The 12,847-nt window shown below is 42.1% G+C and carries 13 protein-coding genes and 1 pseudogene; 8 read left to right on the plus strand and 6 right to left on the minus strand.

Translation table 11 applies throughout. From position 1 onward, the window contains the following. Window positions 1–18: 18 nt before the first annotated feature. Window positions 19–300: a DUF357 domain-containing protein gene (locus MSWHS_RS14860; RefSeq protein WP_048128938.1), complete on the minus strand. Its 282-nt coding sequence runs from the start codon at window positions 298–300 to the stop codon at window positions 19–21. A 58-nt stretch (window positions 301–358) separates the two neighbouring features. Continuing rightward, window positions 359–1,159, minus strand: coding sequence for a diphthine synthase (gene dph5, locus MSWHS_RS14865; protein ID WP_048128936.1), 801 nt, complete (start codon window positions 1,157–1,159; stop codon window positions 359–361). A 164-nt stretch (window positions 1,160–1,323) separates the two neighbouring features. Here dph5 and MSWHS_RS14870 point away from each other — a divergent pair, with 164 nt between their 5' ends. After that, entirely contained in the window at window positions 1,324–1,566 is a 243-nt protein-coding gene (locus MSWHS_RS14870) for a thioredoxin family protein (RefSeq protein WP_048128934.1), read from the plus strand. 54 nt (window positions 1,567–1,620) lie between these two features. Beyond that, window positions 1,621–2,538, plus strand: a complete 918-nt coding sequence (gene trxB / locus MSWHS_RS14875) for a thioredoxin-disulfide reductase (RefSeq protein ID WP_048159323.1) — start codon at window positions 1,621–1,623, stop codon at window positions 2,536–2,538. 141 nt (window positions 2,539–2,679) lie between these two features. Here the strand turns inward: trxB and MSWHS_RS14880 are convergent, their stop codons facing one another. Beyond that, window positions 2,680–2,961 (minus strand): helix-turn-helix domain-containing protein, encoded by a 282-nt coding sequence (locus MSWHS_RS14880; RefSeq protein ID WP_048128930.1) that lies wholly within the window; start codon window positions 2,959–2,961, stop codon window positions 2,680–2,682. A gap of 245 nt (window positions 2,962–3,206) precedes the next feature. Here MSWHS_RS14880 and MSWHS_RS14885 point away from each other — a divergent pair, with 245 nt between their 5' ends. Continuing rightward, window positions 3,207–3,719: a response regulator gene (locus tag MSWHS_RS14885; RefSeq protein WP_048130520.1), complete on the plus strand. Its 513-nt coding sequence runs from the start codon at window positions 3,207–3,209 to the stop codon at window positions 3,717–3,719. A 461-nt stretch (window positions 3,720–4,180) separates the two neighbouring features. Here the strand turns inward: MSWHS_RS14885 and MSWHS_RS20665 are convergent, their stop codons facing one another. Then, window positions 4,181–4,381: a hypothetical protein gene (locus tag MSWHS_RS20665; RefSeq protein WP_156148173.1), complete on the minus strand. Its 201-nt coding sequence runs from the start codon at window positions 4,379–4,381 to the stop codon at window positions 4,181–4,183. Between the two features lie 403 nt (window positions 4,382–4,784). Here MSWHS_RS20665 and MSWHS_RS14890 point away from each other — a divergent pair, with 403 nt between their 5' ends. Then, a complete protein-coding gene (locus MSWHS_RS14890) occupies window positions 4,785–5,663 on the plus strand; it encodes a tetratricopeptide repeat protein (RefSeq protein WP_048128928.1) in 879 nt (292 codons plus the stop codon). A 178-nt stretch (window positions 5,664–5,841) separates the two neighbouring features. On the opposite strand, the gene MSWHS_RS14895 is transcribed toward MSWHS_RS14890, so the two are convergent. Further along, complete coding sequence (locus tag MSWHS_RS14895) at window positions 5,842–6,633, minus strand: HAD family hydrolase (RefSeq protein ID WP_048128926.1); 792 nt, start codon at window positions 6,631–6,633, stop codon at window positions 5,842–5,844. Between the two features lie 219 nt (window positions 6,634–6,852). Between MSWHS_RS14895 and MSWHS_RS14900 the strand changes: the two genes are divergently transcribed. Both MSWHS_RS14900 and MSWHS_RS14905 read left to right on the plus strand, forming a co-directional pair. Then, on the plus strand, window positions 6,853–8,049 hold the full coding sequence (locus MSWHS_RS14900) for a tetratricopeptide repeat protein (RefSeq protein WP_048128924.1): 1,197 nt from the start codon (window positions 6,853–6,855) through the stop codon (window positions 8,047–8,049). Between the two features lie 189 nt (window positions 8,050–8,238). Further along, window positions 8,239–9,144 (plus strand): RimK family alpha-L-glutamate ligase, encoded by a 906-nt coding sequence (locus MSWHS_RS14905; protein WP_048128922.1) that lies wholly within the window; start codon window positions 8,239–8,241, stop codon window positions 9,142–9,144. A gap of 690 nt (window positions 9,145–9,834) precedes the next feature. On the opposite strand, the gene MSWHS_RS14910 is transcribed toward MSWHS_RS14905, so the two are convergent. Further along, window positions 9,835–10,194, minus strand: a complete 360-nt coding sequence (locus tag MSWHS_RS14910) for a hypothetical protein (protein ID WP_048128920.1) — start codon at window positions 10,192–10,194, stop codon at window positions 9,835–9,837. Window positions 10,195–10,446: 252 nt separating this feature from the next. On the opposite strand from MSWHS_RS14910, the pseudogene MSWHS_RS14915 reads away from it, so the two are divergent. Together MSWHS_RS14915 and MSWHS_RS14920 are read left to right on the plus strand one after the other, a co-directional pair. Continuing rightward, a pseudogene (locus MSWHS_RS14915) lies at window positions 10,447–11,167 on the plus strand (aldehyde dehydrogenase family protein). 26 nt (window positions 11,168–11,193) lie between these two features. Continuing rightward, window positions 11,194–12,828 carry an acetolactate synthase large subunit gene (locus tag MSWHS_RS14920; protein WP_048128918.1) on the plus strand — a complete coding sequence of 545 codons (1,635 nt, stop codon included), beginning with the start codon at window positions 11,194–11,196 and terminating at the stop codon, window positions 12,826–12,828. Window positions 12,829–12,847: the final 19 nt, after the last annotated feature.

A 12,847-nucleotide genomic window follows, 5' to 3' on the forward strand; every position in this document is an offset into this window, starting at 1 on the left:
ACTGTTCTTTTAGGTCTCTTATATCGTAAAAAGAGTCTCGTCATCTACAGCAAAGACCCCGAGTTTTGCCCCAGCATCAAGCCAGGCGTGTCCATAGCTGAAAGAAGCCAGGGCGTTTACAGGATCTCTGTTCTCAAGAAAGTAGACTCCGTCTTTATAATAGGCTTCTGCCATTGTGTAGTAATCCTCTGCTACTGCACGCATATGGGAATTGGGGATTGGAGCATACTTTGCTTTCTGCAGGGCCCTTTTTAACAGATCCTCGTATCGGTTGACCTTTTCATTCAAATCGGCAGGCATCTTGACCACCAGGGAGTCCTTTTAACAGTATTTATTCTCTCGGTTTTTTTATTTGATCTTATTCAATCCCTTCCATAAGTTTCTCAGGACCGGCTGCAAGTTTCACAAGAGCTTCAGCTTCAAGGAAATGCAGTTTTCCGGGAATTACCAGGATATGAAGAGGCTTTCCAAAATCAAAATCCTTCAGGTTTTCTGCGTAGTCAGCTTTTACCACGGGTTTCTCAGAGCCTGCTCTTGCGATTCCCACAGCAACAGCCCTGTCCATTACCTTTTCCCTTCTTTTATTCTCAACTTCCAGCAGGAGTGCAAGCGCAAGATTGACGGTCATATACCCTTTATCTTTGTCGATGTCCAGAAAGACAAGGGTATGGAGACCAAGTTCGGAGTTTAGTTTTATGGTATCATAGGGAGTTTCCGAAATAATCCTGGCTCCTCGCCTGCTTTCGTAGGGGTACGGGATACTTGCGGATTTTCCGAAACGGTAGTTCTGAAGCCCGGTAAGCCCCGAGACTGCTGAGGTAATGGACGCCCCATGAACCAGGCGGGTTTCTATCCCGAGCTTTTCGGCCCTGAGGCGCAGGTCAACGTGAGTTGTGGAGACCATTGTATCTCCACCTGTGAGAAATACGACATTTTTGTCTTTTGCTTCATTCAGCCAATCAGGTTGCTGTTCCACATCTTCCCTTGAGAGTAAATGGACTTTCTTTTCGTAGAGATGTTCCATTTTTTTAGGGTTTGTTCCCATGAGGCAGGAAGTATAGAACTCAGCATATACAATGTCAGCTTCCTGGACAGCCTCAAGTCCTTTTAAGGAAATATCGTATTCGTCAAAAAGTCCCAGCCCTATAAATGTGAGCATAACCCGCTTTAGGAGCTTATTAGTTTAAAGCTTTTGGCGCCGCAGGCTTATCCGGGGAATCTGAGGATTTATTTACAGATTTACGGATACACTCAACGTATTTATATTTAAAAACTAATAACAGGAATAAGGCTTATAATTGTATTTATTGGAGATGTCTTTTTATGGTAAAGGTTACGCTCATTCACGCCACCTGGTGCACGGCATGTCCGGCAACACGCAGGTTTTGGAAAGGTCTTAAATCGGAATACGATTTCGAGTATGAGGAAGTTGATGTAGAGACCCCGGAGGGTCAGGCTCTTACTGATAAGTATGGCATAGTCGGGGTTCCTACAACTCTTATCGATGGTGAGCCTGCTTTTACGGGTCTTCCCAAAAAGGCCGATGCTATAGCTCGCATTACGTGAAGGCGCGTTAAAACTTTATTTTTTTAACTCATTTTTGGATTCTGGGAGGTAAGTATGTACGATCTGATTATTATAGGAGGGGGGCCCGCAGGGCTTGCAGCGGGAATTTACGCTGTTCGTTTCGGGCTTGAGACCCTTATCCTGGAAAGAAACGAGATAAGCGGCCAGATCTCTATGGCAGATATTGTGGAAAACTATCCTGGCTTTTCATCAATTTCCGGACCTGAACTGATGGAAAAATATAGAACACATGCTCTGGAAGCCGGGGTAAAGACCAAGATTACTGAAGTTGTCTCGATCCGGACAGAAGGGGCAAAAAAAATCGTCTCAACGGACAGCGGGGACCTGGAAGCAAAAGCCTTAATCATTGCCACAGGCGCAAATCCAAAGCATCTGAATGTGCCAGGAGAGAAGGAACTTATCAGCAAGGGGGTCTCCTACTGCGCAATCTGCGATGGGCCTTTTTTCAAAAACAAAACTGTAGTTGTTGTGGGCGGCGGCAACTCAGCCGTTACAGATGCTCTTCTTCTTTCAAAGATTGCCCAGAAGGTATATCTTGTCCACAGGCGGGACCGTTTGAGAGCTGCAAAAATCCTTCAGGATAGGGCCATTGCAACTCCAAACATTGAGTTCATCCTCAACACTCTTGTCCTGGAAATAGTAGGGGGCGGAGAAGGGATTAAAAAGGTCGAAAAAGTTATCCTGCAAGACCGCAACAGCAAAGAATCACGGGAGCTTTCTACTAATGGTGTTTTTATCTACGTGGGCATTCATCCGAATACTGAATTCGTTAGTGTGGAAAAAAATAATGAAGGCTTCATCAAGACCGGTCGCTGGTTGGAAACCTCAGAGAAGGGAATTTATGCCGCAGGAGATTGTCGCGACACTCCTATCTGGCAGCTTGTAGCAGCGGTGAGTGATGGAGCAATCGCAGCCACGGCTGCAAATGAATATGTAGAAAGCCTTAAATAATAAATATCCCGGAAGGGCTCAAACCAGAACTCGGTTTGGAAACTCATTCTTGCAAAGTCAACACTATTCATGCAAAAATAAAAAAGGGACAGTAAGATTGCCCTGTCCCTAACTTACGCCTTCAGGAATTCGCTTTGAAGCTTATTCCAGCATCTGGTTAATTTTATAGTAAAAATCTATGATCAATCTTGTCGCGTCGCTTTCCATATTCAACTGGAAGGTCCGGATCTGCTTTCCAAGAGGTTTTTCTATGACAATACCCGTATCTATTAGCGGGGTAATGACTCTTGATACACTGGAGTGGGAAAGACCGGTCTCTTCTGCTATCCCTGATAGGTAGGTTGATTCGTTCTGGTGCTCGATCAGATTTTTAAGGACGGTCATCTGTGCGGTTTTTCCAAAGATTTTTTCAAGTGGGTCCATTGTTATCATCTCAGAGGTGGCTGTTCTCTGTAAGTGATTATTATTTCCAATATTAACTTGCTATTTACGGTTATAAACTTATCTCATTATTGGTTAGTCAGGCGATTCATACAAAATCTCCTAAATATTTGGAGAACTCCGTTTTCCCTCGCTTCACTGTGTATATTTTTAGAGATTCTCTTCTTTTTAATATTTGAGAAATGTTTAATACCTAAGAAAATCTATACTGTATGAGGTGGAGGGAAATGCATAACATTAATCTTGACCGTGAAATTTTAAAGCTTATAGAAGAACAACCTGAGATAAGTGAAAGAGATATTGCCCGAACTCTTTCTGTTTCGGAAGAGTTAGTAAAAGTTAGGATTGAAAACCTTCATGATGTCAGGGAAAAAATCCTGATTATGGGTGATGAGCAGAATATCCACCATGCCCTTAAGAAGGTTCTTGAAGCTGAAAACTACAACGTTGTCAATGCCTCGGACAGCATTTCAGTCCTTGAAGCAGTAAATGCAGAAAGACCAGACCTGGTACTGCTTGATACAGCTTTTCTGAATACAGATGGCTTTGAAATCTGCAGACAACTTAAAGCCAGCCCAAGGTGCTGGTGGATTCCTGTTATGATGATGAGTGAAAGGAATAAAGCAGAAGACAGTGTTAAAGCCTTTAAATCAGGAGCTGACGATTGCGTTGCCGTGCCTTTTAATCCTCTGGAATTGAAAGCAAGGGTAGGGATGGTTCTGAGACGTAGCCGGATTTGAATCAGGGAGAAAATTTACTTTCTTATAAGCAGTAATACTCTTATAAGGAAATCAGATCTATTTAAAGGTGAAATTTCCTTTTCTTTCTCCTTTTCAGGTTCTGCATACTCTAACAGATTGTTCAGGGGTTTGAAATTTGCCAGATTTCTTTGATGCATCTTAAGAGTTTTATTTACACACTTCTGAAGATATCCTCTTTACTTACATCCTATTAATATGCTTATCAATTCTGTTTATAACATTTACTCAAAAATTGCTTGAAATGAATCTTACTAAATTTAGTTATTTAGTCCCCTGGATATAAGTGGGATAATTTTTAATAATTTTATCAAAGATACTTTTTACAAATCCTATTATACACTCTTTAAAATGGAGCACTTCATTAAAATTACAGATTCTTCTAAAATTACATTTTCCTGTTAGAATCAAATTTATCCTGATAATTAGATTTTCCGTAAATATTACATGGCTTCGTTGAAATTCCTTGAGAACCCTGCCGCAACTTCGATATTAGGGTGACAGGTAATGATCTCCATACAGGTCGCACATAGAAATCGGCTTCTTTTTATCCGGAAGACATCTGCCCTACCTTTGCTTATTTGCTTTTCAGGGGGAATCTGGAAAACTTTTTGGCAGAAATGGGGCTTGACTGCTATGTACAAAAGAAGAGGGATACATAAAATCTACAACAAGTGTGTCGATATACAAATAATGGTGAGTGTATATAATCTATACCAATTATGTATTCGTCAAATGATATTAAATTTATTGATTTATTATCTAAAATACCACAGGTTTGTTATATATATGCCTAACCCAGAATTCTATTTGTAAAACTATATTTTTAAAATAATATTGTTTATGAATATTTCAAAATGTTTAAAAAAGAATAAAACGTAAATTATTGTGCGTAACTGTTTATCTGTCCTTACATATGATAAGGAACTAAAGTACAAAACCAATTTGATGCTCTAAAAGCATATAATATTGTTGTTTAATATTGTTGTTTAATGTAGATGTGGTAAAGCGGTGGAAAAACGTAGCTCAAAAAGGTGTGGTAAAATTATGACTTCAAATGAATGGTACAATAAAGGCGTTGCACTCCATGAACTAAAAAGGTTTGCAGAAGCTCTGGATGCATACAATAAGGCTCTTGAAATAAGCCCTGATAATGCAAAAATCTTGTTTAGCAAAGGGATTGTACTCAAAAGCCTCATGAAGTACGAGGAGGCTCTTGATGCTTTTGACAGGTCTCTTAAGATCAATCCTGACGATGCTAGAACCTGGTGCTTCAAAGCTGAACTTCTCTTAGATCTCATGCAATACGAGGAAGCTCTGGATGCATTCTACAGGGCTATATCCCTTGCTCCTGAAGACCCGGAAATATGGTACAGGCGTGGAATGGCTTTCAGGGAGATGAGAGCATACGAAGATGCAATGGATGACCTTGAGAAAGCTATTCGGCTCTATTCAAAGAACTACGACATGGGCTCTATGAGTGCAAGCGAATGGTGCAAGAAAGGAATGGGGCTTTGTAAAATAAAGAGTTATCAGGAAGCTCTTGATGCTTTTAACAGGGCACTTGAGTTAAACCCGACTAACGGAAAAGCCCTTTACAACAAAGGAGTTGCTCTGCGCTGGCTCGGGAAGAATGATGAAGCAAGATTATACATTGAGAAAGCTGTGGAGATTTTTGAGAACAAGATCAAAGCAAATCCCGAGAATGCAAGATTCTGGTACAACAAGGGAATTGCTCTAAGAGACCTTGAGAAATACAAAGAAGCGCTTGAAGCTTTCGAAAAAGCTATAAATATCAACCCGAGCTTTACAAAGGCCTGGATTGGTAAAGGAATAGTATACGACAGGGTTAAGAAACACCAGAAAGCAATGGAAGCCTACGAAAGGGCAGTCGATATAAACCCTATATACTCAGACCTTATTTAAGCAACCTTAATTATAGAGCATTTTTCAGATAAACTACAGAAGAAGCCAGAAAAAGCCGTTAGCCAGAAAAACTCGTTAACCAGAAAAAGCCGTTAGCCAGAAAACTTGTTAAGGGATTAACAGGCATGGCGGCTGAAATTATCTTTTTTTCTTATTCTTGTATCTGACTGACTTTTATTTACGGATCAATTTGATTTTTCTTTATATACCTGTCTGAACATAACATGCCATTCAGGGTGCCGATATATCCTATCAGATCCTGAAAGGTTTTAAGCTGAAAATCAAAGCATTGTTCTGTTTCTTCTGTGGGTCTCCAGTCTCCATAGGAAGCATATGCTGTTTTTAAGCCTAGTCTGCGTGCAGGAGCCATATCTCTTTTAATGCTATCTCCCACCACAAGACTTTCTTCTGGCTTTAGCCCGAGGATATCAAGAGCAAAGAGAAAATGGGCAGGATCCGGTTTTTTCGTACCTGTCATATCTGCAGACACAAGGAGTTCAAATGAATCAAGAAGCCCTACTTTCATAAGTCTTGCACGGGCATGGTACCTATCGGAGTCGGTTATTATTGCAAGCCTGAGACCAAGTTTCTTCAGTTCCTCAAGGGTGTCCCTTACCCCGGGATATAGTTCAAGGTTTTGCAGTTTTTCCCTGTCATAGATCTCACAGCACTGCAGATATGCCTGTTCTGTGAAAACCTTTCTCTCCTGCATGTAGTCCTTTATGTTTTCATAATCTTCAAACCCGTAAGTTCCCCTGAGGAAATAACTGAAAAGTTCTGCAGGATCCTCCTTAAGGTTCCTATCTCCCCCTCCAAGATAGGAAAGGATCTCCCTGCATGCAATGAGTTTTACGGCTACGAAATCAAAAAGAGTGTTGTCCATATCAAAAAGAACAGCTTTCAGAATTTCCGGGCGATTTTGCTGTACATTCTTCCAAACACTTACCATAGTTTCCCTGATTGGTTTCATTCTCTCGGATCTATTTTACGTTTTCCGGATTTTTCTGATCTTCTTCTTTTTCTATTCCCCTTTTCCGGACTTTTCAGACTACTTTTTGGGGAGAGGCTATAAAAGCCATAAATGACAGATGTATAGATCATAAAGAACAATAGGCTTAAGTAGATAACGAACACGACATTTGAAAAATGTTGGGTCTTAATTGTAAAAGATAATAAAGGGAATTTGGACATGAACTCTGGAAAACAAAAGGACGAACCTTTCGCAAGAGGGGAAAAAGATGAAAAAACTGAAACAGAAGAGGGGGCTGTTTCCGGGGATATGTATGTACTGGACGACTCGGGAAGTGTGGCAGGAGAAGAAGTCAGCAACGAAATTCTTGCAGCCGAACTTAATGAGTGTGGTCTTGATCTTCTCAGGCTTGGTAAGTTTAATGAAGCAATAGTTGCCTTTGATAAGGCGATTGACAGAGATCCAATGAATATTTATCTATTGAATAATAAGGCTGCAGCTCTTGAAAGCCTTGGACAGTTTGAGGGAGCTCTCAAACTCTATCAAAAAGCTATTGAAATAAATTCTGAAGATGCAGATATCTGGAACAACATGGCTTTTTCCTACTCCCAGGTGGGAGAATATGACAGAGCAGTCGAAGCCTATGAAAAAGCTCTTGAGCTCAAGCCGGATTATCCCAACGCATGGTATGGAAAAGCCCTGAACCTCAGCCAGGCAGAAAAATACGAAGAGGCTGTTGAAGCCTATGATAAAGTCCTTGAGGAAAATTCGGAGTATAAAGAGGCATGGGCAGGAAGGGGTATAGCTCTCGGACAGATGGGAAACTACGATGAAGCAATAGTTGCATACGATAAAGCACTCGGCATTGACCCTGATTTTCTTGAAGCCTGGTATTACAAAGGAGTGGATTTAGATAGCCTTGGCAGTTACAAGCAGGCTCTGAAAGCCTATGAAAAAGCCGTGGAAATTGACCCTAAAAATGACGATGCTTGGAATAATATGGGGATAGACCTGGAAAATCTGGAGAGGTATGAGGAAGCAATCAACGCATTTGAAAAAGCAATTGAGATCAATTCCGAAAACTCCGATGTCTGGTATAACAAAGGCTTTACCCTCAGCCAGATGCAGAGGTTTGAAGAAGCTGTCGAAGCATACAGAAAAGCCACACAGCTTGACCCTGAATATCTGGAAGCCTACTCAAGCCTCGGCTTTGTGTTAGCTCAACTCAAACGCTTTGAAGAAGCCCTGGAAACCTATGAAAAGGCACTTAAGCTCGATCCGGAAACTGCCGACTCCTGGTTTGGAAAAGCTGTCTGCCTGAGTTTCCTCGGACGTGAAGAAGAAGCTGAGGGTGCATATAGAAAAGCTGTGGAAATCAACCCCAGATATTCTGAGATCGGGGGGGACATTCAGTAAATTCGGAAAGATTTTCCCTTCTGATTTTACATTCTTTTTCTTTTTCGATATATAGAACTATAGTCATGTACTAAAATAAATAGACATGGATCTCTCTTTAAATTAAGAGACACTTCCCCACAGGGTGGAGCGGATGAGTCAACTACCCCTGAGCTAAAGACTCAGGGGTTTCCTGATGAAGGTTTATGAATGGAAGGATGGATTCTTTACAAGAGTGCGGCTGCCGAATTAAGGCCCGACCTGTACGAAATTCACCGCTTCATCAAGGTTGCGGGTGAAAAGGGAATAGAGCTCAGGGTAGTAAAGCCCGACCAGTTCGACCTTATTGTAACAAGAGATGACAGGAAAAGCATTCTTCTGGATGGGGAAGTTGTCCCTCTTCCGGACTTTCTCCTGCCGAGAATGGGTGCAGGTACAACCTACTTCGCACTTGCGATTATCCGCCACCTGGAACGCCTCGGAGTCCGTGTTTTTAATTCTTCGCAGAGCATTGATACCGTCAAGGACAAACTCTACTCCCAGCAGATCCTGGCAGAAAGAGGAATTTCCTCTCCCAGAACAATGTTTGCCAAAAACCCGGTTAACATAGCTCTGGTTGAAAAATACCTGGGTTTCCCCCTTATAGTAAAAGCCCTCTCTGGCTCCATGGGCAAAGGCATCTTCCTCTCGGAAAAACACGACAATTTCCGGGACCTTATGGAACTGATCCACGTAACCAACCCCAATGCAAACATAATCCTTCAGGAGTTTATTAAATCCAGCCTTGGAAGAGATCTCCGAATCCTCGTAATCGGAGGCCGGGCAGTCGCCTGTATGGAAAGAATCGCTCCCGCAGGCAGTTTCAAGTCCAACTATTCCAGAGGCGGAGAAGTCCGCAAATTCGACATGACCCCCGAGATAGAACAGCTGGCAACCGAAACCGCTCGCACTTTTGGCCTCGACATCGCCGGCATTGACCTCCTCTTCAACGGCGACCATTTCAAAGTCTGCGAGGCTAATTCTTCCCCCGGCTTCGAAGGCATAGAAGAATGCTGCGAAATCAATGTTGCAGGCATGATTTATGATTTTGTGAGAGAAAGGGTGGGGGAAAAGTAAAGGCCAGGTCGGTTCTATTTTGCCGCTAGAAAACTATGCAGATTTCCAGTACCAGATCTTTTCATGCTCGCCGAAGTGAGCGGAGCTTTAAAAAAAGTTCAAGATACTTTTGCCTGGTATTAAAGTTCAACTTACAAATTGGTTTTCTATTGTTGAGCTCATCCCAAAACCAATTTTATAGGAAGAAGCGTAAAACTCATGAAATCTTAATTTCATGGGATATAAACGTCAACTTCTTTGACATTATTTTTGATATGTGTTGCCTTCATACGTACCCTCGTCTAATATTATATTAGATTAAGGTATGAGTAAATCAAGCAATTTTTTTCCAAAAGTTTACCATCAGATTCGATAGGTTTTGAATAAACCCACTCTAGAATGAGTTTGTCTTTTCTGGAATGACAGAAAGCTCTTAAAAATAAGGCTATTTGAAATGGGTTCAGTAACTTGAGAACCAGAAAAAGAATAAATTTGGCTTAATTGATAGAAAAACGATGTATTTAAAATCGCATATCTAAAAAATGGCAGTTTAAAAGCTATGTATTCCAATCAAAAAATGATAGCTGTTTTTGAATACCTTCATTCGTCTATATTACGATATTTGTCAAGCTCGGTGAACCTGCTACCTGATTTTTATACTGTGACCTGCTAAAATTAAAAAGCAGGCTTCTAAGCTGCCACTTTCACTATTTAATTAGTAGGAGTTACTTTGATTACTCCTGTCCTGTTTGTAGTGGTTGCAGATTCAGTATCTGCTTCCTCTGCGGCTGTAATTTCCTCTTCAGCTATAATTTCCTCTTCGAATGCGCCTCCTTCCTCGGTTACATTTTCGGCATCATTTGGAGCCATTTCCTCAGTTGGAGCCATTTCCTCAGTTGGAGCCATTTCTTCAGTTGGGGCCATTTCTTCAGTTGGAGCCATTTCTTCAGTTGGAGCCATTTCCTCAGTTGGAGCCATTTCCTCAGTTGGAGTTGCAGGTTCATTGCCTGCACATCCTATCGCCAGGAACACGCTGAACAGAACTATTAAAATAAGCAGTGCTTTTCTCATATTTTTCCCCCATGTGAAATTGAGTGTTTTATAATTAATATTCCAGTTTTATAATTGTTACTGCCAGTTTCTGAACACAGTTCCCTTATTTAGTTCATTTTTAATCTACCGGATGAAATCGGATTTCATCTCAGAAACTGGTACCTAGAGGTAATTCAGAGCATTTATTTCCTTTTGAGGGTTTTACCTGCCCTTAAATTATAATACCGGGAATTCTAATATTACTCAAGGACCCTTTTTCGAGGGGTAGTAATGAATATTAAACTCGCTAATCCTTATACTGAAGAGGTAAACTGGACTTACGAGGTGTTGTCTTTCGGGGATTGTGAGGGCCAGATTGAAAAATCCAGGGCTGCTTTTTCAGGATGGGGGGTTTTTTCGGTTGAGGAAAGAACCACGTATATTGCACGGGTAGTTGAGGTACTCAGGCAGAACAAGCGGGTGTATGCCGAGATTATTACGAAAGAAATGGGAAAGCCAATGAAGATCGGAGATCCCGTGGATGAGGGAACTGACATCAGGCCGGTAGTAAAAAAAGAATCTGTCGACAGCCTTGAAAAGACCCTTAAAGATGCAAAAAAGAAAAGTGTAGAACCTTACGTATACGGGGAGGGACGTGAGAAAGGCTTTTTCTTTAGGCCTGCCCTTATCCCTGCAGCCAGTACGGACATGATGGCCTGCAGTGTTGAGGTCTTTGGGCCTATTGCGCCCGTAATCATGGTAAAGGATGATGAAGCTGTGGAGATTGCAAACTCCACGGAGTTCGGGTTCGGAGCCGATGTCTGGTCTGCAGACCTGGAGAGAGCCGGAAGGCTGGCAAAAAGAATCAGGTCAGGTTTTGTAACCATCAATGGGGGTGTCCGATCCGAGGTTGCCTTTTGGAGGGATCAAGAACTCCGGAATAGGAAGGGAGCTTTCGTATTACGGGCTTAAGGAATTTGTAAATATAAAGACCGTCGTGGTTAACAAATAAATATTGATTAATATTGGGGTTTTTTTATGAAAGCTTCGGACCTTTTTGTTGCTCAGCTTAAAGAGGAAGGTGTGGAATATATTTTTGGACTTCCTGGAGAAGAAAACCTTGACCTTCTCGAATCTCTACGAAACTCGAACATAAAACTGATCGTAACAAGGCATGAACAGGCTGCGGCATTTATGGCTGCAGCTTACGGAAGGCTGACAGGAAAACCAGGGGTCTGCTTTTCAACCCTTGGTCCGGGAGCGACGAACCTTGTTACAGGCGTTGCCCAGGCACAGCTTACAGGAGCTCCCTTTATATCCATATCCGGGCAGAAGGCCCTAATTGACAACTGGCAGGGCCGTTTCCAGCTTGTAGATGTTGTAAGGATGATGGAGCCACTTTGCAAAAAAGCTGTATCCATCACCGACCCGGGGATGATCCCCACGGTTATCCGAAATGCCTTCAAACATGCGGAAGCTGAAAGGCCGGGAGCTGTGCACATTGAGCTTCCGGAAGATGTGGCTGAGGAAGAAACCGATGCAGTAGTGCAAAAAAAAAGTGAAATAAAAATTCCTTTCCCTGATCCTGAAATCGTGAAAAAAGCTGCAGCTCTGATTTGTGAGGCTAAAAACCCCCTGATTATCGTTTCTTCGGGGGCTAACCGGAAAGCCATTGCCAAAGAACTGGAGGATTTTGCAAGAAGTACGGGTATTTACCTGGTACACACTCAGATGGGAAAAGGTGTAGTTCCGGATGATTGCGTTTACAGTCTTTTTGCCACAGGAATCCATGCCCGGGACTATGTTAACTGTGGAATTGAAGGGGCAGACCTGATTATTACAGTAGGATACGATATCGTGGAATATCCTCCCTACCTATGGAACAGGGAACTGGATAAACAGATCATAAACATCGATTTTGTTGAGTCAGTACCTGACAGGTACTTTAATCCTGAGATAGAAATTATTGGAAATATTGCCTCTTCAATCAGGGAACTTGCCGCAAACATCCCGGAAAAGCGAGAGTTCCCCATCTTTGAACACACCAGGCTTTTTATAGATGAAAAAATAAGTGCTCCTGCCAGGAAAAGTTACCCTCCTCTCCCGCAGACGGTCGTTATGAATGTCAGGAAAGTGCTTGGGAGAGAAGACATAATCACACTGGACAACGGAATTTATAAACTCTGGTTCTCCCGCCTTTACAAGACCTATACTCCGAACACTGTGCTCCTTGACAATGCTCTTGCAACTATGGGCGCAGGGCTCGCGTCCGGTATTGCCGCAAAGCTTCTTCATCCGGAACGCCGCGTACTTGCAATCTGCGGGGACGGGGGCTTTATGATGAACTGTCAGGAGCTCGAGACTGCAGTCCGCTATGGAATCCATGTTGTTGTCCTTATTCTCAATGACAATGCCTTTGGCTTTATTAAATGGAAGCAGAAAAAAATGCATTTTGAGGACTTTGCACTGGATTATGGAAACCCTGATTTTTCCCTCTTTGCCGAGAGTTTCGGGGCTGCAGGCATCAAAGTCAAAGAAGGGGACGACCTTGCAGAAGTTCTGGAAAAAGCTTTTTCTCTGAATAAAGTAACTGTTATCGAATGCCCTATCGACTATTCCGTAAACTATGAGACCTTCTCGATAGAACTGAGTAACTTTACATGTAAATTCTGATAAGCAAAATTTACGCAAG

Origin of the sequence: Methanosarcina sp. WWM596 (assembly GCF_000969965.1) — an archaeon.
GTDB lineage: Archaea > Halobacteriota > Methanosarcinia > Methanosarcinales > Methanosarcinaceae > Methanosarcina.